Annotated in this window: 21 protein-coding genes and 1 tRNA gene; 10 read left to right on the plus strand and 12 right to left on the minus strand. The window is 51.8% G+C overall.

The features are described 5' to 3' along the window. The first annotated feature begins 134 nt into the window (after positions 1 to 134). Positions 135 to 1,439, plus strand: coding sequence for a hypothetical protein (locus VRZ32_RS10340; RefSeq protein ID WP_414525652.1), 1,305 nt, complete (start codon positions 135 to 137; stop codon positions 1,437 to 1,439). On the opposite strand, the gene rhuM is transcribed toward VRZ32_RS10340, so the two are convergent. Genes rhuM through VRZ32_RS10355 form a run of 3 tightly spaced genes read right to left on the minus strand, consistent with a single transcriptional unit; the run spans position 1,440 to position 3,961 of the window. Continuing rightward, entirely contained in the window at positions 1,440 to 2,354 is a 915-nt protein-coding gene (gene rhuM / locus VRZ32_RS10345; protein ID WP_414525653.1) for a RhuM family protein, read from the minus strand. A gap of 44 nt (positions 2,355 to 2,398) precedes the next feature. Continuing rightward, positions 2,399 to 3,712, minus strand: a complete 1,314-nt coding sequence (locus tag VRZ32_RS10350) for a type II toxin-antitoxin system HipA family toxin (RefSeq protein ID WP_414525654.1) — start codon at positions 3,710 to 3,712, stop codon at positions 2,399 to 2,401. Further along, complete coding sequence (locus tag VRZ32_RS10355) at positions 3,713 to 3,961, minus strand: helix-turn-helix domain-containing protein (RefSeq protein WP_414525655.1); 249 nt, start codon at positions 3,959 to 3,961, stop codon at positions 3,713 to 3,715. A gap of 645 nt (positions 3,962 to 4,606) precedes the next feature. Between VRZ32_RS10355 and VRZ32_RS10360 the strand changes: the two genes are divergently transcribed. The 5 genes from VRZ32_RS10360 (at position 4,607) to VRZ32_RS10380 (ending at position 6,529) form a co-directional block, all read left to right on the plus strand. After that, positions 4,607 to 4,834: a helix-turn-helix domain-containing protein gene (locus tag VRZ32_RS10360; protein WP_414526195.1), complete on the plus strand. Its 228-nt coding sequence runs from the start codon at positions 4,607 to 4,609 to the stop codon at positions 4,832 to 4,834. 387 nt (positions 4,835 to 5,221) lie between these two features. Continuing rightward, positions 5,222 to 5,446 carry a hypothetical protein gene (locus tag VRZ32_RS10365; protein WP_414525656.1) on the plus strand — a complete coding sequence of 75 codons (225 nt, stop codon included), beginning with the start codon at positions 5,222 to 5,224 and terminating at the stop codon, positions 5,444 to 5,446. Continuing rightward, positions 5,447 to 5,620, plus strand: coding sequence for a hypothetical protein (locus VRZ32_RS10370; RefSeq protein WP_414525657.1), 174 nt, complete (start codon positions 5,447 to 5,449; stop codon positions 5,618 to 5,620). It begins immediately after the preceding gene. Next, positions 5,617 to 6,264 carry a hypothetical protein gene (locus tag VRZ32_RS10375; protein WP_414525658.1) on the plus strand — a complete coding sequence of 216 codons (648 nt, stop codon included), beginning with the start codon at positions 5,617 to 5,619 and terminating at the stop codon, positions 6,262 to 6,264. The genes VRZ32_RS10370 and VRZ32_RS10375 overlap by 4 nt, the downstream gene beginning before the upstream one ends. A 40-nt stretch (positions 6,265 to 6,304) precedes the next feature. Further along, the gene (locus VRZ32_RS10380) at positions 6,305 to 6,529 is read left to right on the plus strand and encodes a helix-turn-helix transcriptional regulator (protein ID WP_414525659.1); all 225 of its coding nucleotides are present in this window, start codon (positions 6,305 to 6,307) and stop codon (positions 6,527 to 6,529) included. On the opposite strand, the gene VRZ32_RS10385 is transcribed toward VRZ32_RS10380, so the two are convergent. Both VRZ32_RS10385 and VRZ32_RS10390 read right to left on the minus strand, forming a co-directional pair. Then, on the minus strand, positions 6,495 to 7,748 hold the full coding sequence (locus tag VRZ32_RS10385) for a tyrosine-type recombinase/integrase (protein ID WP_414525660.1): 1,254 nt from the start codon (positions 7,746 to 7,748) through the stop codon (positions 6,495 to 6,497). The two genes, VRZ32_RS10380 and VRZ32_RS10385, sit on opposite strands and share 35 nt — an antisense overlap. A 184-nt stretch (positions 7,749 to 7,932) precedes the next feature. Continuing rightward, a tRNA-Ser gene (locus VRZ32_RS10390) sits at positions 7,933 to 8,022 on the minus strand. 782 nt (positions 8,023 to 8,804) lie between these two features. Between VRZ32_RS10390 and VRZ32_RS10395 the strand changes: the two genes are divergently transcribed. Beyond that, a complete protein-coding gene (locus tag VRZ32_RS10395) occupies positions 8,805 to 10,607 on the plus strand; it encodes a ShlB/FhaC/HecB family hemolysin secretion/activation protein (protein WP_414525661.1) in 1,803 nt (600 codons plus the stop codon). A 152-nt stretch (positions 10,608 to 10,759) separates the two neighbouring features. On the opposite strand, the gene VRZ32_RS10400 is transcribed toward VRZ32_RS10395, so the two are convergent. The 5 genes from VRZ32_RS10400 to VRZ32_RS10420 all read right to left on the minus strand — a co-directional run bounded on the left by VRZ32_RS10400 (position 10,760) and on the right by VRZ32_RS10420 (position 17,039). Continuing rightward, positions 10,760 to 12,130 carry a sigma-54-dependent transcriptional regulator gene (locus VRZ32_RS10400; protein WP_414525662.1) on the minus strand — a complete coding sequence of 457 codons (1,371 nt, stop codon included), beginning with the start codon at positions 12,128 to 12,130 and terminating at the stop codon, positions 10,760 to 10,762. Next, entirely contained in the window at positions 12,127 to 14,439 is a 2,313-nt protein-coding gene (locus tag VRZ32_RS10405) for an ATP-binding protein (protein ID WP_414525663.1), read from the minus strand. The genes VRZ32_RS10400 and VRZ32_RS10405 overlap by 4 nt, the downstream gene beginning before the upstream one ends. A gap of 111 nt (positions 14,440 to 14,550) precedes the next feature. Next, positions 14,551 to 15,918, minus strand: coding sequence for a site-specific DNA-methyltransferase (locus VRZ32_RS10410; protein ID WP_414525664.1), 1,368 nt, complete (start codon positions 15,916 to 15,918; stop codon positions 14,551 to 14,553). 151 nt (positions 15,919 to 16,069) lie between these two features. After that, a complete protein-coding gene (ykgO, locus tag VRZ32_RS10415) occupies positions 16,070 to 16,195 on the minus strand; it encodes a type B 50S ribosomal protein L36 (protein WP_283740292.1) in 126 nt (41 codons plus the stop codon). Between the two features lie 205 nt (positions 16,196 to 16,400). Beyond that, positions 16,401 to 17,039: a J domain-containing protein gene (locus tag VRZ32_RS10420; RefSeq protein WP_414525665.1), complete on the minus strand. Its 639-nt coding sequence runs from the start codon at positions 17,037 to 17,039 to the stop codon at positions 16,401 to 16,403. A 109-nt stretch (positions 17,040 to 17,148) separates the two neighbouring features. Here VRZ32_RS10420 and VRZ32_RS10425 point away from each other — a divergent pair, with 109 nt between their 5' ends. Beyond that, positions 17,149 to 17,472 carry a BolA family protein gene (locus VRZ32_RS10425; protein WP_414525666.1) on the plus strand — a complete coding sequence of 108 codons (324 nt, stop codon included), beginning with the start codon at positions 17,149 to 17,151 and terminating at the stop codon, positions 17,470 to 17,472. A 192-nt stretch (positions 17,473 to 17,664) separates the two neighbouring features. Further along, entirely contained in the window at positions 17,665 to 19,089 is a 1,425-nt protein-coding gene (locus VRZ32_RS10430) for a D-alanyl-D-alanine carboxypeptidase family protein (RefSeq protein WP_414525667.1), read from the plus strand. A 62-nt stretch (positions 19,090 to 19,151) separates the two neighbouring features. Here the strand turns inward: VRZ32_RS10430 and VRZ32_RS10435 are convergent, their stop codons facing one another. Further along, positions 19,152 to 19,562, minus strand: coding sequence for a hypothetical protein (locus VRZ32_RS10435; protein ID WP_414525668.1), 411 nt, complete (start codon positions 19,560 to 19,562; stop codon positions 19,152 to 19,154). 331 nt (positions 19,563 to 19,893) lie between these two features. On the opposite strand from VRZ32_RS10435, the gene VRZ32_RS10440 reads away from it, so the two are divergent. Beyond that, a complete protein-coding gene (locus VRZ32_RS10440; RefSeq protein WP_414525669.1) occupies positions 19,894 to 21,042 on the plus strand; it encodes a CobW family GTP-binding protein in 1,149 nt (382 codons plus the stop codon). 9 nt (positions 21,043 to 21,051) lie between these two features. Here VRZ32_RS10440 and holA read toward each other — a convergent pair whose 3' ends face one another. Then, positions 21,052 to 22,089 carry a DNA polymerase III subunit delta gene (gene holA / locus VRZ32_RS10445; RefSeq protein ID WP_414525670.1) on the minus strand — a complete coding sequence of 346 codons (1,038 nt, stop codon included), beginning with the start codon at positions 22,087 to 22,089 and terminating at the stop codon, positions 21,052 to 21,054. Positions 22,090 to 22,091: the final 2 nt, after the last annotated feature.

Genomic DNA, 22,091 nt, shown 5'->3' on the forward strand with positions numbered 1-22,091 from the left:
GCAGCACCTGCACTCTCTGCATGTGAGAGGGGTCGCAAAAATTATTAGGGTATAACCATATACCATTTATGCTAATCTCCAACATTATTTGGAGGAGTATCCTGAGCTGGTAATTTTGTCTTAGGGAGCATGGAATGGCAATCAAAAATATTTCTCTCAATTTACTTGTAGTTAATCGCGCTAACGACCGACATGGTGAACTCGAAAACGAAACGGCTGCTATTGCTTGGCTCTTCAAAGAGCGTGAACAGCACATGTGCAATCTTACGAAAGATATTGTTGATCAGGGTAAGATCTATGAGATGCCGCTAGTCTCGCCAGAGAAAAGTAAGTTCATCATATTTGACGGTAATCGACGAGTGACTTGCTTGAAATTGCTTGATGATCCTCGCCGAGCTCCAACGGTCGAACTCCAAGCATTTTTTCGTGAACAGCGGGCGCATTGGATTGGCGCTTTTCCTGAGCATATCCAGTGTCAGGTTGAGGTTGACCGGGATCGCGTCGATGAGGTTCTCTACCGGCGACATACTGGTACGCAGAATGGTGTCGGGCAGAGCACGTGGGATGATCGAATGAAAGCGATCTTCGTAAATCGTACAGGTAAGGGTAATGGCCCCAGCGTCGCTGATGAGATTGAAAGGCGTTTAGCCGATGCGCACTTATTACCGTCGCGCCGGAAAATACCTCGCTCTACACTTAACCGTCTACTTTCGGCAGAGCAGTTTCGAAGCCGGGTTGGTATCAGCATGAAGGGTGGCCGGTTTAGGTTCACGCATGATGAGACGGAGTCTCTTGCGGCTCTTTCTAGGATTGCAACCGACCTTGCGAATCGCCAAATCGTGCTTGGTGATATTTGGGATGTGGACGGCAAAAAAGGCTATCTTGATAGGCTAGATGAGGAAGGAATCCTACCTTGCTTGAGCCGGGTTATCATAAAAGATGATGACACAAAGATTGAGTCAAAACCCACAAGAAGGAAGCCTACCGCTAAAGTCATACCAACGGTCCGTTTGACTCTCATTCCTCAAAAAGATTTCGGACTTATTTGGCCAGGCCGCCTTCAACGCCATCATCAAATTTGGGAGGAGCTACAGTTTCATCTTGAGGTGAAGAAGCATCCTAATGCCGTCTCGGTGCTCTTTCGTGTCTTGCTTGAGCTTGCTCTGGAGAATTATATCAAAGAGGCGTGTGTCATAGTTCATGAGAATGACAAACTTTCTACCCGCCTGGAAAAAATAGGTGTTCATCTCCAAAAAGCGGGTAAGATCGATAGCAAGCAGATGGATGCTATTCGTAAGTTTAAGCAAGGTGATAAGCTTTTCTCAGCGGACACCTTAAACAAATATGTCCATTCACAAAACTTTGCACCGTCACCTGAACATCTCATGTCAATGTGGGATAGCTTTGCGGACGTGATCGTTCTCTGCCTTCGGGCCTAGTTAGATCTGCATCTCAAACCCTGCTGCCAATTCCTGCGCCACGTCCATCCGTAGTTGCCTGACATGGGTCAGCACATTGCGTTCATTGAAGGACAGGAAGGTGTTAAGCTTGTCAGACCACTCCGCCATGGTGATGGGATGGCGGCGTTTCGCTTGCTTCTCGGCATAGTCGAGATACATTACGACAATGCGGTTGAGTTCCTCGACCTCCTCGATCTTGAGGTAGTCTCTAGCATTGCCAACATCGCTATTGTTCATGGTAGAGCTTTTCCAGTTGGTTATGCCCATGTTGCAAGCGTTCGGATCTTTGTAGGTTTCGATTAGCTCATTGGTCGTCATGCCGGTTATCGCCCAGAGCATTTTGTTCTGTACTTTCTTGAAGAAGGTCTCTGCCTGCTCAGATGTCTTGTCGTAGTCTATGGCGGTCGTATAGAGGTTGCGTAGCTTTTGATAGAATCGCTTCTGTGAAGTGCGGATGTCGTGGATACGGGCGAGGCACTCGTCAAAGTAATCCCATTGCTCAACCTGCTTCAGCCGGGCATCATCCATGGCAAATCCCTTGACCATATATTCGCGCAGAATAGCGGTGGCCCACCTGCGGAACTGGACGCCCCTAGTGGAGCGGACGCGATAGCCAATTGCATGAATAATATCGAGATTATAGTGTTTTAACTTGCGAGAGACTTCACGGCCTCCCTCTGTACGAACTTGTAAGAGTTTTTTACAAGTTGCAGCTTCGTCCGCCTCCCCATCAGCGTAAATGATGGCGATCAGCCGTGTAATGGCCTGTGTGGAGGTCTGAAAGAGTTCGGCTATTTGAGCTTGAGTAAGCCATACGGCTCCCTCGATAGCTCTCAATCCAATAGTCGGGACGCCATCCTCGGTATTGTAAAGGATAAATTCGCCCTTAGACATCAATGCCAAGCTCCTTCAAAATATTCCTTATTGGCTGCAGCTTGTTAATCTGCCCAAAGCTCAATACTTCTTATCCGTTGTTTAATGCCCCTGATTGTGGATTCAACAAGCGCCTCTGGTAATTTAACAGGTAAAGATTCAATGCAGGTTAAGGCAGTTTTCTGACCTGCTTCCAGAATCTCCTCCATTGCTGCTCTAATAATCCCCTTATCGAAACTGCATCGATCGGCCGTTTGCAGGAAATGACGAGGGGTTATTTCGTTTATTTTGTAGTGGTTGTTGTCACCAACAGACATCGCCAGTTTGAGCTTGTTGATGTTGATCTGCTTGGAATCGACACTCGGTTGGGCGGTGAGCACGTCGTAGAGGGGCGTCATGCTGAACCGTGCTCCGGGCATCAGGAATATGCTGAAATTCTTAGCGTGGCCGTCAGTTGCGCCGATAAGCCAGAAAATAATCTGTGCTTTGAGATATGCCAGTTGATCTTCCATAGGCCTGTCGCTGCCTTTGAGCAGTTGCATGATTGCCTGATTATCCGGGCCACCATCAGATTGATATTTCAGGATTGGGGGCACAGAGAGAGCCTGGCACATATCCTCCTGAGGTTTGCGGAGTAGGCGTCCGTCGCGCGTCCAGATGCGATCGAACCGTTCGACTGCAAGTGCCTTGGTGCCTGCGAAGTCAACGATCTCTGCGTTCGCGACATTAAGGCCAAAAGCTTTGCAGAGGTGCAGGCACAGGTATTCGTTTTCAACGCTGTTGCTGAGGTCAAGGCCGTTGGGTATTTCGCCGATCTGCGGTTTAATGATGTGGGTTGTGGCCGTGGTGCCGATTGGAAGCTGCCATTTGCCATCATGGTAGAGGAGGGCGGTCTTTTCCTGTGCTCCCGCAATGGAAATTCTGAAATCTTCGTTTTCATCCATTCCAAGCGGTGCTGATTTCAGGTCGGCGATTTTTCGTGCGATTTCCTCATCGCTAATGGGATGGCTTTCGATGGCTCCGGCTTTGCCGGCATTCTGGTTTTCGGGCAGAAACTGTAATGCCCCAACACAGTCATGACCGATCTTGCTTAGCAGGCTAAATGCATCCGTTCCGCTAGCTCGAACTTTTGCTGCAACACGGTCGCGAATGGCTTTGTTGTCCGGCAGAAGGTTCTCAAGCACTGCGATGACAGGCGCGCCGATATAGCGATCTTCTCGCAACGGTAATGAAAGCGAGACGGGGATGGCGTGTTCCCAGTCAAGCCATTCCCGCGCATATTGAAAGTCGATGGCACCACTGCTGGCGCGCGTCAGCATGCCAACATCGAGGCCGTTTAACAGCACGCGTAGGGGCGGGTTCTTTCTGGTGCGCGCCATTTAGAACAGGTCCTCGATTTCTTTCGTCGAGGCGGATCTCTCCTGAATGGTCAGCTCCAGGTTGAGCGCTGCCAGCACGTCAGTCAGTGTTTTGAGCTGAACGCCTCCCTCACCATTTTCCAGCTGGGAAATAGTTGCCTGTCGCAACTTGGTTTTTTCGCCGAGTTGCGTTTGGGTTAGGGATTGAAGCTTGCGATGCCTGCGTATGGCGGCCCCAAGCTGTGGCGGAGTGCGGACGATATTGCTCATAATTGCCTCTCTGCCGTAAATATACCCTATCGCGTATATATATTCAATATACGCGATAGGGTATATATTCGTTATATACGGCAGAGCGTATAATTCATGTTTATTCGCTTTAGCGTATAGCATGCACGGATGGCTCTACGCTGAGGTCTGCGTAATAGGTGTAAAACATTCTATATGTGACTTTTAGTCTCGGCAATAGCTGACATTTTTGCCAGGTGTTATCCAGTCTTGGTTCGCTTTTGGCATTCACATGATCAGACTGAAATTCAATACAGATTATTCCATAGGGACGAGGTCACCACCTATTTCTATGTTGTCTGATTTCGCCTGTGCCATAATTATTATAGGTGCCGGTTCTATTATTATAATTCCAATGATTGCCACGGCTATCGATGCCGCTTGAGCCTCTGTTGGTCCATGTTTTCCCGGTGTTGTAGTTATAGCCGCTGCCATTGCCGTTGTAGCAATTACCATGCTTGTTGCATGCAGCCTCCGCATTGGCGGCGGTTAGCAGGAATATCGCAGATATAATAATTGGTTTCATCCTAATCTCCATTGCAATCAAAGGGGTTCGTGCATAATCGCCATCAAATTACATATTATAGTTGATAAACTTATAGTGTGTAATTGTCAATTATCAAGCGCATGGACATGCGAAAATTAGTTGGCGAGAATTTTGCTCGTATTCGACGCGAGAAGGGGCTGACGCAGGAGCAGCTGGAAATTCTGTCGGGCTTTAGCCAGCAGTACCTTAGTGACTTGGAGCGGGGGCGGCGGAACCCTACAGTCATTACGCTATATGAGCTTTCTCAAGCGCTTGGTGTAGAGGTTGTTGACCTCTTGAGCGTTGCAGCAGAGGCCTCCCGCCGCTGAAAAGCTTAGATCTTCGCTAGCGATTCCAGTCGCACAGCTTTTGTCTGTGTGGATTAGCTTATGTTCGGCTGAGAGCGTGGAAAGCCTCAAGGTATCCGCAAAATGCGCTTATCCTGCTGCAATACAATAATCTTGTACCGCCATGTAACTTATTGAAAATTATAAATAATGCATGATGTTTAATTTCATGTATCATTTTTTGCCCCATAAAAATATCGTCAATTGACGATATTTAGTTGAAGTGTCCGATTTTGCGGATATCTTGCTGTCATCAATCGTTGGATGGGAGCTGCTGATGCCTCAGGGCGATCAGCCGCATGGCTTGGGAAGCTGGGCACGGTTTCATCTGACATTTTTAATGATCGATGAAATGAAGGAGCGGCCGTTATGGCTCGTAATGCCTATTGCAACACCTCAAGGCTGAGTGCGCGTGAGGCTGTTGATGCGACTATTGTTTGCATGGGGAATGTTCTTTTTGATGCCTCTGTAAGCAATGGAGCCTGCACGATACAGGACCTGCTGAATGCTGGGTTCACGTGTGCTGAGATTATTGAGCACATTGAGGATGCTCGTGAATATGCGGCCCGTCGCCTTGCGCTGCAGGACGCTTGAATGTCCATTATGGATGAGCATCTCCGCCAATGGGATGCCACTGATGCTGACAGTGCAGGCGCAGAGCCGGTAAGTGGTTTGCTCAGCAATTGCATCCGTGACTTGATCGATCTTTGCGCTGTTGCCGTTCTTATCCTGGCTGTTGGCGTGTGGTCGCTGGCGCTAACCTCATGAAGATTCCTATGAACATTACCAATATCTGGACACAGACGGCTTCAGGGCGGGCGTTTCGGCTTTTGGCTCCTGATGTCGCGCAGATTGATTTCGTCAACGATGTTGCGCCTCAGCTTGCGCGACAGGCGCGGTTTAATGGTGCGGCGGAGGGCTTTTATTCGATTGCGCAGCATTGCGTGCATGGAGCTGATGCGTTGTATCAGGAAACCCTTAGGGCTGATCTTGCAGCGTATTTCCTGTTGCATGATGCGCATGAAGCTTACATCGGCGACATCCCGACACCTGTGACCCTAGCGCTTGCAGCGCTGGGCCGCATGAATGGTGTGGGGCAGGAGGGGAGGGACATTGGGCATGTCCTTGAAGCATTTAGACGGCTCATTGATGTTGCCATCTGGAGGGCTGCGGGGCTTGCTTCGCCGTCAGTGGCTATCCAAAAGCATATTGAATCAATGGATTTACGCATGCTGGCGACTGAAAAGCGCGATCTCATGCGGCCATCGCAGCAATCTTGGAATGAGCAGGTTGAGCGGGCTGAGCCTGTGCGGGGGCCTAGTATTAAACCGTTTCCATGGCCGAAGGCTGCTGATCTCTGGTTGAGCCGTCTTCAGCAATATTGTCCGGCAGCGCTTCGGTGTGCTGCCTGAAAACAAAAATTTAGCCACATAACATTACTGGAGGAATAAAATGGCTTTTATTGATGAGAGCGACCGTCTGCTGAAAATTTCAGAGGTTAAGGAAATCGCGGGGATGGGGGCATCCACGATTTATCGTAAGGCGGCTGCTGGCGAGTTCCCCTCAGCCGTTAAGCTGAGTGGTGGCATGGTGCGTTGGCGCAAGAGTGATCTTGATCGTTGGATGCGCGATCTCCCCCTGGCTAAAGGGGAGATGCTCGCCGAGGTCCAGCAATAAGCTCTTCAATGGGCATTTGATCTTCCATCAGGAGGTCAGCCCAGATTTGCGCCAGTTCAGTACGGCGCTCAAGATATGCGGCCCGATTATAAGCGCTCTCAACCTTATCTTTCGGGCTGTGCGCCAGCATGAAGTCAATAATGAAGCGATCGGATGGGTGGCGCTCGTTCATGATCGTTGAGAAGGTTGAGCGCCAGCCGTGTGGCACATGCCTTTGGTGATATCCGGCACGGTTGAGCAGATAGCCAATAGCATTCTCGCTTGCGGGTTTATTGATGTGCCGGTCGTTGGGAAATAGATATTGTCCGCGACCGGTAAGATTACGCAGTGCCTGCAGCACCTCTATAGCTTGCCGAGATAGCGGCACCAGATGATCGCGCGTCGGGTCGTCTTTGTGGATCAGCCGGATTTTCATACGTGCTGCCGGAATGTGCCAGATGGGCGTGCCATTCCAGTCGATCTTTTCCATCTCCGACCATGGCGTTGTAATAAGCGTGCCTGGGCGCAGGGCTGTTAATGCAAGTAATCGTAGCGCCAGCTTTGTGGGCGGCTTGCCGGGTGTTTCATCTGCTCGCCTCAGGATCTCCCGTGCTTGGTTGAGATCGGTGAGTGCGGGCTGGCGTCCGCGCTTGAGCGGCTTCAGTGCTTTTTCAACGATTGCTGCCGGATCATTCTCAGCCAAACCCGATGCAATGGCATAGACAAACACCGCTGACATACGCTGCCGGACACGCCTTGCTGTCTCGATTGCAGGGCGAGCCTCAATGAGGCGTAGCGCCTCAAGCACCTCAGGGGCGGTAATCGTGGTGATCTGACGCGTGCCCAGCTTTGGGAAAACGTCACGCTCAAGCGAGTGCATTACTTCGTAGGCGTGCGTGGTCGTCCAGTGGTCTTTGTTAAGATCGTGCCATTCGCGGGCAAGGGACTCGAATGTCGTTTTCGTATCGGGAACGGCGGGGCGCTTGCGCTTTTCGGCTGATGGATCCTTGCCTTCTTTCAGCAATGCCCGCGCAGCGATGCGGGCATCGCGGGCATCGGCCAGTGTGATTTCCGGGTATTCACCAATCGCGAGCTGTTTCTCGCGGCCTTCAAACCGATACCGATAGCGCCAAAGCTTTTTGCCAGTTGGGGCAATTACAAGGGTTAAGCCTTCACCGTCCGCCATTTTGATCGGTTTCTCGGCTGGCTTTGCCTTACGTATCTTGGTGTCTGTCAGCATGATTCTACCCCTAAACTCGATGCCCGCACCCTTTTGGTTTAGTGCCCGCACTGATGCCCGCATTTGATGTGGGCTTCGCAGATCACGAAAAAGAACAAAAGAGAACGATAGGGAGAGTTATGCTTCAAAACGCTTTGTTTTTCAAGGCGTTCGGGAAGGTTTGGAATTGTCTGGGAGGGGATTGTGGCGGAGGGGGTGGGATTCGAACCCACGGTGGGCTCTCACCCACGCCGGTTTTCAAGACCGGTGCCTTAAACCACTCGGCCACCCCTCCATTAAGATCGCAAAATAATTGAGGACGCAGCGAGTCGCAAGAGTGGAGACGTGCAGATCATGCTTTTTCAAGTGGATTGTTACAGTAATCCCCTAGAAAATCTTAAAAGCTCGAGATGAAGGTGCAAACGCGCAATGTGGTCCGTTTAATTACGTAGGTAGCTTTGAGTAAGCTCTAATACATGCGTGTGACGCCTATGCTTTAAATTTCAAATATCATTTTATGTAAAGTTGTAATTGCTGCTAGCGCTACATTGTTATGCAGGTTTGTGTCATCAATGAATGCATTAGGAAGCAATTGCAATATATGCGTTGGCAATATAGGCAAATTTAAAGTATGAAAATCGATATGTATTAAAAACTTATTTCTTTATATGTTTATTATTTTTGATATTTCTTTTATATTTACTATGAATTAACACATTTATTAATTATGATTTTTTCTTCGGAAAATATGTGATTTACGTAGAAATATCTATATATATCAATTCTTTAAAGAAGATCATGATGCGATTTATGTTGCGTGCTGCATCGAATTTTTTATTTGTATTTGCGTGCAAATAGCTCGTATTTCAATTGATGCTTGTTATGTTTACAAATTATAAAGGTTTATTTTTTAGGTTAACGAAAGTGAACGATGGAATGCCACTAGATATCATTTAGGGCATTCAAATCTTTCAGTGGGAATGCAAATTCATGTATTAAATGGATTTATGCAGATAAGGGACGACTTAAGTGAGCATTAGTTCAAGAAAAAAAGAATTTATTGCTTCAATGCTCTTGGTGTCGTTAACTTATACTGCTCCGGCATGGGCTCAGCGACCTGTGGCGCTGGAACGAAACCTGCCACCCCCAGTGCAAACGCCTCGGAATGACCTTACCCCACAACGTATCCTGCCATCTGAAGACACAACGCCCCTCGGCGTTGATGTACAAGGGGTGCGGCTTTTCGGATTGGAGGGAGAAGCACTCACTTCACCTGCGCGCGGAATTACGGTTGATAATGTTGAGGGAGTGCCTGCGGCCGATCTCGAAGCTGCGGTACGGCCGTTTCTGAATCAACCTTTGTCGCAACAGTTGATCGCACAAATTCGTGTGGCGGTTGTTGAGGCTTATCGTAGTGCCGGTAAGCCGTTCGTGTCGGTTACGACACCTCCGCAAGAAGTTACCAGTGGTGTGCTGCAGTTGCAGGTCGTACCTTACAGGCTTGGTGAGGTTAAATCGAGCGACCCTGTTATTAATGGCGTTGTGCCACATGCTGCGGGACTGCGCGCCCAGCGTGGTGAGCTGATTAATGCAAGTCAGCTTTCTGAAGATATCGATTGGTTAAATCGCTTTCCTTATCGTCAGATCAACGGTGTGTTCGAACCAGGCACAACCCCTGGCAGCACAGATCTTACGCTTACTATCACGCGTCAAAAGCCATGGCGCATTTATGGCGGTTATTCCAATACCGGTAGTGAAGCAACCGGACATGATCGTTATTTTGCGGGTTTTGCTGCGGGTATCGAAGCGCTTAATGATATGACGCTTTCATACCAGATCACGGGCAGCGACGATTTCTGGAAAATGCCGTCGAGGGGCAGGTTGTCCGGGCAGAGTTGGCCAGGGTACATAAGCCATGCAGGTCGCATTGCTATTCCAACCTTCTACCGTCAGGGCATTGAAATCGCACCCAACTTTGTTGCCACGCGGCAGGAAACGTTTGATCGTGTCTTGTCCTTCCGCAATACGACATTTGAATTACCAATTCTATATCGTACAGCTCTCTCCAATCTGTGGGTAGATGCGCCAGCGCAGACGGAGCTCTATGTCGGACCCTCGCTGAAGTGGGCCGAACGTCATACGGCCTATGATGTCATTAATCTTGCTCGCGGCGATTCTTCAACTTTCAGCATTATACTGGGTGGTTCAGGCTATTGGCAGGGTGCTGACAAGGCAACGAATATGCTCGACTTGCGTGTTGTTGCTAATCCCGGCGGCGTGTTACCAGGCAATACGGACCGTGTCTGGCAGATACAGACCAATGGACGCGTCAATTCTGCGCAATACGTATATGGATTGGCGCAGTATAAACGCAGTATGCCATTAAGCTCAATTCCAGGGCTTAGTGGTTTCAGTGCCAATACCAGTTTTACAGGTCTGCTTAGCGGTCAGGCATTGCCTGATACCGAACAACTTTCATTGGGCGGTGCAGCGGCAGTTCGTGGTTATTCCTCGAATGATGCGGCTGTTGATACAGGCCTTGTGCTGCGCAACGAGCTGCGTTTACCAGCGTTTTCTCTGCTGAATCTGTTTAAGCCTAAACCTGTTGAAGGTGAAGCTGCTGTGCCAGCTGCGCTTGATAGCTTCTCACCTTACGTCTTCTTGGATTATGCTTACGGTCATAACTTTGCCAACTCTGACTTTGCAGCTGCGATAATCGGGCCGGAAGATGTGGTCTTGCTGGGAACTGGTGCAGGGTTTGATATGCGGGTTGCCAGTAATATGACGGCTTCAATGTCGGCTGGCTGGGCGCTTAAGAATGGCGTGATTACAAAGCGAGGGGATTTCACGTTGAACGCACGCGTGAGCATGTCTTACTGAGTATCTGCTTCCTGTTGTAGCGCAAGGTTCAAGTAGAGCAGGCAGCAAAAAACCCCCGACAGGCAATGTCGGGGGTTTTGTATTGAGAGCGCTGAACGTTTCGCATTCAAGTGAACCATCAATGCGAATGCACGTTGCTCGAATAGTTGCGATCAACCGCCGATGCCGAGTGATTTCAGCTTGCGATGCAAAGCAGAGCGTTCCATGCCGATGAACTCAGCGGTACGGGAGACATTGCCCGAAAAACGGTTGATTTGGGCAATAAGATATTCTCGCTCGAAAATTTCGCGCGCATCGCGCAATGTCAGGCTCATCAGCTTTTCGCCCCCAGTGCCCGCAGGTGTCGTGGGCACAAGTGTGCCAATTTCTGCCGGTAGCATTTGGGTGGAAATAGGCGCATCCGTGTCGCCGCTCGCCAAAATCATCAACCGTTCAATATTGTTGCGTAACTGGCGAACGTTGCCCGGCCAGTCATGGGACTGCAGAACGGCCATGGCATCTTCTGCGATTGTACATTTTGACAGGCCTGTAGACTGCGAAATCTGGTCCATGAAGAATGCGATCAGTTCCGGCACGTCCTCACGGTGTTCGGCAAGCGATGGCACACGGATCGGCACGACGCTTAGGCGATGATAGAGATCTTCGCGGAAGCGATCTTGGGCAATCTCATGCGCAAGGTCGCGGCCAGTAGAGGCGATGATGCGAACATCGACATGCACACGCGTCGTGCCGCCAACGCGCTGGAAATTCTGATCAACCAGTACCCTCAGAATACGGCTCTGCGTTTCGCGAGGCATGTCGGCGACTTCATCAATATAGAGCGTGCCGCCGTGTGCCTCTTCCAGCGCGCCGATGCGCCGTCCGCGCCCATCAGCGCTCTCTACGCCAAAGAGTTCCTGCTCCATCGTCTCGGGTGTGATTGTTGCTGCATTGATGACGACGAAAGGGGCCGAAGCGCGGCTGGAAGCATTATGAATTGTGCGTGCCACGAGCTCCTTGCCCGAACCGGGAGCACCAGTAATCAGAATTCGCGCATTGGTGGGAGAGGCGCGCTCCACCGTTTGGCGTAGCTGGTTCATCATCGGCGAATGGCCGACAATCCGGCTGGCTTGCGTTGAACGGGAGCGAAGATCCTTGATTTCGCGCCGCAACCGCGAGGCTTCCAGCGCCCGCTCTGCAACCAGAACCAGACGATCAGCCTTAAATGGCTTTTCGATAAAATCGTAAGCACCGCGCTTAATAGCCGAGACAGCGGTTTCGATATTACCGTGGCCCGAGATCATGACAACCGGCAACTCCGGGTGATGCTCTTTTATAATGTCAAGAACCTGCAAGCCATCGAGGCGGCTGCCTTGAAGCCAGATGTCCAGAAACACCAGGTGTGGCCTGCGCGATTCAATTGCGGCGAGTGCATCATCCGAGCTACCGGCCGTGCGGGTGCGGTGGCCTTCGTCTTCCAGAATACCTGCAACGAGTTCACGGATATCGGTCTCATCGTCGACAATGAGGATGTCAGCACTCATGTGTGCGCCCCCGGTTGGCTGTGGCCGATTACTTCATCAGCATCGGCGGTTTGTGGTGATAATGATGATGAAGGGGTGCGTGCCCCTTTAGTGTCCGCTCCGGCGTCGCTATCCGCGCCTTGCATGGGAAGCCAGAGCACGACACGCCCGCCGCGCCCGCTAAGCGCATCGAGCAATTGAATACCGCCGCCATGATCCTCAAGGATCTTGCCAACAATTGCGAGGCCGAGGCCGGTGCCGCCTTCACGCGTGGTCATATAGGGCTCAAGCAGGCGATGGCGGTTTTCACGGGGGAAACCTTTGCCGTTATCGGTAATTTCAATAACAACATTGCCCGCTTCCTGCTTTACGCCGATATGAATCAACCCCGGTCCGCGCTCAGCTTCAGGCACGGCCTTCACGGCTTCAGTCGCGTTCTTGATGATGTTGGTCAGCGCTTGCGACAGAAGCCTGCGGTCAAAATGGGCGATGATCGGCGTGTTGGGCAAGTCATCCTTAAAGGAAAGATCGGGTGAGCCAACGCGCATCAGGAACAGAACCTGCCGTACAGTCTCGACGATGTCCTCATCCGCCTGTGAGGGTTTGGGCATGCGCGCGAAAGAGGAAAACTCGTCCACCATCCGCTTGATATCATCAACCTGCCGCACAATGGTTTCGACGCATTGATCGAACACCTGCTTGTCTTCGGTGATGACCTTGCCATATTTGCGGCGGATGCGCTCTGCGGACAATTGGATCGGCGTTAGAGGGTTTTTAATTTCATGCGCGATGCGCCTTGCAACATCAGCCCACGCGGCGGTGCGCTGGGCTGCCACAAGGCCTGTGATGTCATCAAGCGTGATCACGAAACCCTTATCGTCGCCTTCATCCTTCTCACTGGTGACACGCACGTTCAGCATGCGGTCGCGCCCGCCGCGTGAAAGTGAGACCTGTCCTTGTGCGCGGCCTTGTCCGCGTCCCTGATTTTGGGATCCGCGTTTGTCACCGAATGTCGCGCCCACGCCCAGTGCCTCCAGCACCAGATCGGCAATTTCGGGAATAACCTCATTGACCTGCCGCCCAACCAGTTCAGCAGCAGGGGTGCCCAGCAGCGCTTCTGCAGAGCGGTTGATGATGTTGATGATGCCTTCACCATCAGTGCCAATCACGCCGGCAGATACACCCGCAAGCACTGCTTCCATAAAGCGGCGACGCTGGTCGATCACCTCATTTGCTTCAATGAGGCCGTCATGCTGCTGACGCAGTTCGGTGGTCATTTTGTTGAAGGTGGTGCTGAGATGCCCCAGATCACCCTCTTTCTTCAATACTGGCACGCGCACATAAAAGTTACCGCTGGCAACCTGATCCGTCGCATGGATCAGCCGACGAATTGGCGCAACAAGACGGTTGGCGAGGTTGAGACCGAACCACACAGCTGATAGCAAAACAATCAGCGCTACCAGCGCAAACATCGATGCGAAGGCAATCTGAATGCCGACTTTCTTTTCCTCTAGCGCCTGATAATAGGCAACGCCTACTTCAGCCAGCGCCGGGAATTCGACGGCGCGCGGATCAACAGGGCGGGCGACATAAAGCAGCGCCTCTTCCTCCCACTGCAGTCGTAGGATCGAGCGGAAAAGATTGCCGGTCTCCGGTATCAGGCACACGGGATCAGCCGTATTTGCGGATTCAATATCGGCCTTGCTGGGACCGGGGAGCTTGTCTTTCTCGTTCGCATCAATGCGCTCAATCACCGTGCCATCAGGCTTAACCAGCATGGCGACGGGAAAGCCCAGAAACATGGCACGCGAGCGTAGAAAATCCTGAAACAGCTTGCGATCAGCACGATAAAGCACCAGGGCACGGTTGAGATCCGATGCCATGAGATCCGTTTCGCGCGCCAGATTGCGGCATTGGCTGTCGCGATAGGCGTCTGCAATTTCGGATGTATTGGCAATCAGCGCTTTCAGCGAATTGGTGAACCATGGATCAAGTCCGCGCTCCAGCGTAATCGAGGCAACGATCGCAACAAGCACCGCCGGAAATGCCGCGACCAGGCTGAAGAGCGAAACGATGCGTACATGAATGCCAGCTGCCGCCGCGCCAGCGCGACGCGCGCGCACAATCGCCCATGTTTCCCACAGCACGATCCCCGTGAGCAGCGCGACCAGAATGCCATTGCCCACCAGCGCCCACAGGACCACAGAATGCGTAGGCAGAATCGGCGTCATACCCGCGAGAACGAGAAAAGTGACCAGCGCGGACGCCAGCCCCAGCGCCACCGCAAATGTGCCGATAACACCCGAAACGCGCGCTCCACGCCTATGCATATTGTCTGCCATGTGGACCAATAGCGCGCCGCTCCTGGAAATTGTCAACGTTGAGTATGCGTAAATATGATGCATCCGCACAACAGTGTTGTATGGATACGACAATCGTTGTCAAGAGTCAGCAGCTTTTGTTGGGGAGCATGGCTCGACACGGAAAGTGCGAAAGCTAAGATCAGTAGCGTGTTTTTCCGCTAATGCATCACTGGCGCGCTTCAGCCTTTCCTGTGCAATAGTGAAGATGGTTGGGAAGCCAGCGTTCCATGCAGGGCTGGTTTTCCATTTTCCATTTGCACGTTCCTGACGAGTTTGTTCTGCCGATTGCACCAGAATGAAGTTTCGCTGAATGCCTCTTGCGATATCTGCGCGCCAAAGACCGTGGGCGGTGGTGCCGGAGCCGGCGAAAAAGTCCATCACCATGTCGCCGTCATCTGTCACAAGATCAATCAGATAGGCCAGCAATCCAGTAGGTTTGGGGTAAGACATGATATCAATACCAAACAACTGCCGGAGCTCAGCGGTAGCATCCTCATTCGTGGGAATGCCATTGGTGCGATAGGATAGCAGGCTGGCCGTCTTTTTGCGCGCGGTGGACTTGCTGATGAGATTGGGGCGAAACGGTGCCTTGCTGATTGTGATGCGCGCGCCTTCAGCCAGCAATGCGTCAAGTGTCGCCTGCGAATAGCGCCACTCCCCATTAAGTCTGAAGGTGTTGCGGTTGGTACCACCCTCAATCGTTACTGCATCAAGCAGCACGGTATAGATATTGCCACCCGACATATCCTGAGGCGCAATTTGGCCATCGCTGCAGTTGAAGGCCACCGAGTGTGCGGGGAATGTAAGAATCTGTAATCCATTGCCCGCATTGTTAAAGGGGTATTTCTTTCCCGGCGTCACAGTGCCGGCTGCGAATGCTGGTGCCTTGTCGCGGTTGCACGCAAAGCAGACGATATATTCTGTGACGCGCCCCATTTGGGCGTCGAGAAAGGAGGGTTTTTTCTTGCGTTCCCAGATGAGATGGCCACAGAAATTATCATTCCCGAAAATCTCGCGACCGATCTGGGTAAGGGTGTCGAGTTCTTCATCGCCGATGCTGATGAAAATCATCCCGTCCTCACGCAACATCTGCCGCGCCAGAATCAGCCGGGGAACCATCATCGACAACCAGCCCCCATGAGCGCGCACCCAGTCTGATCCGGGTGAGATATCATCAGGTGTTGGCGGGGCGCGAAAATTATCGCGGTAAAGCAGTCGGCTGCCCGAGTTGTAGGGAGGGTCGATATAGATCAGCTTGATCGTACCCGCATACTGGGGAAGCAGCAGCTTCAGGGCATCCAGGTTATCGCCCTCAATCAGCAGATTGCGGGTCGTATCGCTGCCATGGTTTGCATCGGTGATTTCACGCAGATACGTGGGCGACGGGGTGAAAGCTGCTTGCCAAGCCTCTGCTTTGCCCGGCCAGGTCAGACCGTGCAATGGCATCGAGAGGGCCCAATCGGGCATTTGATGGGGCAGGAAGCGGTTCACCCGGTAAGTGGCCTTTTCTGCATCATGTATAAAAAAACGGCCCCTGGATTTCTCCAGAGACCGCTAGATGACGATAGACGTTAGCCGTGAGGCGATCGCTACCATTTTAGCCCTGACGCGCCTTGTAGCGCTTCTGGGTCTTGTTGATGATGTACACGCGGCCTTTGCGACGCACGAGCTGGTTGTCGCGGTGACGGTCGCGGATCGACTTCAGCGAATTGCGAATTTTCATCGAACCGTTCTCCATCCGACATATATGGAATATGCCGGTAAAAAAATAATAAAACCCAGCCGCCGCAGAATCTGCAGCTACCAGGAAGTTCTGCTCATTTCAGGGATGGTTCCTAACCGCCTTGCCCGATTCCGTCAATCCCGATTTAGCGCCGTTAGCAATAATTTGCTCTTTTCATTGCCTGATGATGCACGAAGTGGCGTTTTCAGACCATTCCGAGGGCTTTTAAGATGTTATAAGCGCGCAAAATCTCCTGTAAACGTTCTTCTAGCGAGCGATCGCCGCCGTTTACATCAGGGTGGAAGCGCTTCACCAGCAATTTGTAACGTGCCTTGATCGTGGCTGAGTCGACGCCGGCATCCAGCCCCAGCTGATCAAGTGCCTTGAGTGCGGTGCCAGACAAGCGTGGGCGATTCTCTTCGGCCGGGGCGTTGCGGGCTTGGTGCATGCGTGCACCGAACATGCCCAGCGAGTCGTCAACTTCATAGGCGCCAGTACCTTGGGTGCCCCCAGTCGGTTTCTTTGCGCGAAAAGCATCGCGTGCAGATGGGTTAACGCCCATGGCCCACGTGGGGCGATGCCCAATGGTTGCATCTTTCTGGTATGCAGCAACGGCGTGGTCAGGCATGCCATCGAAATAGTTGTAGGATTGGTTGTATGCGCGCACGTGCTCCAGGCAAAAGTTCCAGAACTTTCGTTCCTGCCCACGGCCTTTTGGCGCACGGAATTGTCCGCGCTCGGCGCATCCGGCATGCTCGCAAATGGGCGTTGCCGAAGAAGGAGCTTCCTCAGCGCGTTTTGGACGTGTGCGGATTCGGTCGAAGATGCGAGAATTCAGATTCATGAGACTGACGTTATGGGGAGAATTTCCATGTTAGACAAGACCCGTTTAAACACGACAATAACCATTCGAGAATAGCCGAGTTCACGGAAAACGACAAAAGGAGTCCATCATGTCGGGGACAGAAATTTCGGCGAAAGCGCCCATAATCGGTAAGCGGGCTGCCCGGATGGCGGCATGTCTTACAGAGGCGCTTTCGCCACAAATGCTTGAAGTGCGAGATGAATCCCAGAAACACTTTGGCCATGGTGGCTGGCGCGAAGAGGGCGAAACGCATTATGATGTGATAGTCATTGCAGAGATATTCAATGGCAAGAGCCGGGTGGATCGCCACCGCATGATCAATACGTTGCTTTCTCAGGAATTTGAGTTGGGGCTACATGCGCTGGCCCTCACCGCGCTTACACCTGAAGAAGCAACGCATCGCGTGCCCTGATGCGACATGCCGTCGCAAAGGGTGCATTCTGGATGAGGACGTCATGCGCGTGCCGCATTGATATGAGAGATCAATGAACATTGTCCTCATGTCGTTATCGTGATTGGCCATTGGTACGCCAGTGGCTAAAAACGGTTTGGGGCAATGATGGGATCTTATTATCATATGGATGCAACTGTTTTGGGAACAGCTATGACGTGCACGACATTTGCAAAATTACGCAAGGCAGCGGTAAGTGCTGCGCTGCTGGCGTCATCGTTTGTCCTCACATTGACGGCCTCTGCCCATGCTGGTCCCGCACTGTTGCTTGATGCTGGCACCGGGCGCGTTCTCTATGAAGAGCAAGCTGGCGAGCCGTGGTATCCCGCATCTGTCACCAAATTAATGACCACGTATCTGGTGCTTAAGGAAGTGCAAGAAGGACGGCTTTCGCTTGATAGCCCACTCACGGTTTCTGTGAATGCGGCGAAAACGCAGCCATCCAAAATGGGCTTTTTGCCTGGCACTGTGCTGACTATCGATAACGCACTCAAAATGATGCTGGTGAAGTCCGCCAATGATCTGGCTGTTGTGCTGGCAGAAGGTGTCGCCGGCAGTGTGGATGGCTTTGCGGCCGCTATGAATGTTGAAGCGCGTCGGCTTGGTATGAACACCAGCTACTTCACTAATCCGCATGGTCTGCCGGATCCCCGTCAACGTGTTTCCGCGCGTGATCTGGCCATATTGGCGCAGGCACTGCTGCATGATTTTCCGCAGTATCGGTCTTATTATGGTATCGGTGGTGTGCAGCTGGGCGATAAGATATATCAGAATACGAATGGGCTGATCGGTCGTTATCCTGGTGCTGAGGGGATGAAAACCGGTTTTATTTGCGCATCTGGCTTTAACGTTGTCGCTACCGCCACACGTGGCAATCAGCAGCTGATCGTAGTGTTGCTGGGCGAGCGTAATGCCACCGCGCGTACAATCCGTGCAGCGCAGCTTTTTGATATGGGCTTTTCCGGACGTCTGACCGGCACACGCCAGCTGGAGGAAATTCCCTTCGTTAGCGAAGGAACAGCGCCCGATATACGCGAAATGGTCTGCGGCAAGAATCGCAACAATCTTGCAGATGATGACAATGCGCCAGTGCATGCCAGTGCAGGTGATGACTCCTCAGCACTTGCTTTTCTGACCAGCGCTAGTCAGCCAGCATTCACACGCATTGCAGGTGACAGACCGGGTACTTTGATCAAGCGTGCAGAAATGGCGCCGGTTCCAGTGTTCACTTTGCTCACACCGAAGGTGCAGGTTGTAGCAAAACCAGCTGCGAATAGCTCCAATGCAAAGACAGCCATGGGGAAGACATCTGCGGGCAAAACATCTTTGGGCAAGAAAACCGGCACTGCGAAATTACCTGATACGGCGAAAGCCTTTGTGGCAACAGAAGCAACACCCGCAGGGTTATCAGGCTCAGCGCCTGTCGTTCTGCAACGCGTGATAAAGCCCCGTCCTGATAAGAAAAATGCCAGCAAGACTACCACCACCAAGTCTGCCACAGGCAAGCAAGCGGCAACCAAACAATCAGCAGCTTCAAAGGGCAAGGCAAAGAGCCAGATGCCTCCGCCTCGGCAATGAAATGCAGCATTAATGTGCAGATAGGTGACTGTGAGTTTTGTCAGGCTTAGATATAGTCCAAACTAATCTTGATCATTGTTATGCAACTCTGGAGCAGCTTTGCTAATTGCATCAAGGATGTTACGGAGGTCTCTAAGTCTATTTTGATCGCTTACTTCTGTTTTAGTGTTGCGCCTGCAGTTATCAGCTACGCGCATTTCTGCATATACTATCAATTCTTTGATGTAGCTCTTCTGTTGCAACAGTTGCTCTAAAATACTCTTAGAGTCTTCGCTATCTGGGGATGCTTTCTTGAAGGAGTTGATTAAATCAATACTGTTATTATACGCATAAATTTCGCGAAAATGATAAGCGAACGATAGGCGTTCGTTGGGTAACGAGTCGCAATTGCTGCTCTTGAATTCAATTGTAATTGGGGGACGCCCAATTATGTTGTCGCCAGAGGCGTTAGATTGGCCGATTCCATGGGTCATGAGAAAATGCCTATAATGTTCAGAAAGCAAAACAGTAGCTTTGACTCCGCCATTTGAAAAAGTACTTAAAATCAAAGCTATCAGGTGCTTTAGAGATCGGCAATCTCTGTGCGGGGGAAATGGCGAGAATTAAACATTATTAAAGAAGCTGTTCGTGGTGTGAAAGAAGTGTAACGCTGCCAGCATGCCAATGTTAAGAACAAGGTAGAAGGATATAGTTGGCTTTTATGCTGGCGTATGCGTTGATGCGCCGGGAACAGAAGCGGGAATAATTCGCTTATTCCGTGACTCTTGGTTTAATTTCGTTTGAATCCGCGCTAGGGCAAAATTCATGAGTGACCATTCTGCACCATCGATTGTTCGTCCTTCAGGCCGCCTTCCTCCATTGCCGCTGGTGGTACTGACCGGCTTTTTAGGCGCGGGTAAGACAACACTGCTCAATCATTTACTGCAGGAGCAGGCGCTTGCAGATACGGTTGTTATCATCAATGAGTTTGGTGAAATCGGCCTTGATCATCTACTGGTTGAGACAGCGGATGAAGGATTGATGCTACTTTCGTCCGGGTGCTTGTGCTGCTCGATCCGGGGGGATCTGATTGCGACGCTTGAGGATTTGCTGCGTCGACGGGACAATGGTCGAATTACGCCATTTAAGCGGGTCATCATTGAAACTACGGGGCTGGCGGATCCGGCGCCTATTCTGCATACGATTATTCATCACCCTTATCTCAGCCTACGTTTTGCGCTTGATGGCGTGATCACGCTTGTCGATGCAGTAAATGGAGTTCACACGCTTGATACGCATACGGAGGCAGTGAAGCAGGTTGCAGTAGCGGATCGGATTGTGCTGACGAAAAGTGACCTCGTAAGCGATGACACGCGCGCTCTTTCTGTCCGCCTGCGTCAACTCAATCCAGCGGCTCCCATATTGGATGCTGCGAAAGGCGAGGCAACGGCGGCTAATCTGCTGAATGCAGGGTTATTTGATATCGAAGGAAAAATCCCTGATGTGCGCCGTTGGCTAAATGCCGAGGCCATCGAAGATGAGCATGATCACCATCACCATGGGCACCACGATCACGGCCACCATCACGTGCACCACCATGATGTGAATAGGCATGATGAGCGTATTCGCGCTTTTTGCCTTTCTACAGATAAGCCAATTGGGCGTGGGCGCTTTGATGCGTTTCTTGAGCTGCTTCGCTCGGCGCACGGCCCAAATTTATTGAGGGTCAAAGGCATTGTGAAGCTGGCGGATGACCTTGATCATCCTGTTATCGTCCAGGGCGTGCAGCACCTGTTCCACCCGCCAATGACCTTGCCCGCATGGCCAGACGCCGACCACACAACCAAGCTTGTGTTTATCCTGTGCGATCTTGATGAGAGTTTTGTGCGTCGACTATGGGGGGCTTTCAATGGCGAACTTGCAGTCGATATGCCGGATGCCGCTGCTTTAACGAACAATCCTTTGGCTTTTTAAGGACTCGGCTTATCCACGTGCTGCGGCGCGCTTTGCTCCTAGGGCTATGTTCCACAGTGCTTTTTGTGCGAGTTCGGATGCAAGAGCTGCATTGCGGCGGGTGGTTCCCATCGCCGTGCCCAGATCACGCACGGCGCGTGTCAGGTTGGCGCTTGTCCATAAGCGTAGTTGACGCTCGACAGTGGTTTTGCGCTTGAAATGCAGGGCGCGCATGCTCTCTACCGCTGATGATGGTGAGCCATTGTTTGCTTCAATATTGTTGCGTGCGGGCAAGAGCATCATACCATGGCGCAGGACGAAACCAAGCAACACACTGGCATCAAACCCCTCACGCATCAGGCGTGTGAAAGAATGATCGAGCGCGACAAGATCGCCGCCAAATGCTGAATCCACCACTGCATCCAACGCCATCGCAGACACATCGCCAACAACTGCATGGACATCCACGAGCGTGATTTCGCCCTGTCCATGAGCATAAAGCGCGAGCTTCTCAATTTCCGCGCGGCTTGCAACACGGTCGCCGCCGAGCAAGGATACCAGCACATTGCGTGCATCGCGCTCAATCGTCAGGCCATGTTCCCGCAGGGTGTTATCGACAAGCCCGGCAATATCGCGCGCACCATCCGCGTAGCAAGGGATGGCAAGCGCTGCACCAGAACGCTCACATAACGTGCGCAATGGCGAAGAGCGCTGCAAATCACCCGCTTCCACAATAACAACTGCATCTTGCGGCGGGGTGGCCAGCAACGGCGTTAGCGCAGGGGCCAGATTGCGTGAAGTTGCGCTGATGCGAATGGCGCGTCGCCCGCCGAACAGACCGATGGTGTTAGCTTCATCCAACAGACGCAGCGGATCGGAAGCCACATCATCGCCTTCAAGCCGCACCATCTGAAACGGGTCTGCCGGATCAGTAACGGCCGATTCCGCTAACCGCTTTGCGCGCTCGGACACGAGGCCAGTGTCGGGGCCATAAACCAGAAACACAACCGCTTTCGGGTCTGGCCTTGCCAGAACACGCTCTACGTCACCTGCTTTAACCGCAACCATGA

The organism is Pseudochelatococcus sp. G4_1912 (assembly GCF_047501465.1).
Taxonomy (GTDB): domain Bacteria; phylum Pseudomonadota; class Alphaproteobacteria; order Rhizobiales; family Beijerinckiaceae; genus Pseudochelatococcus.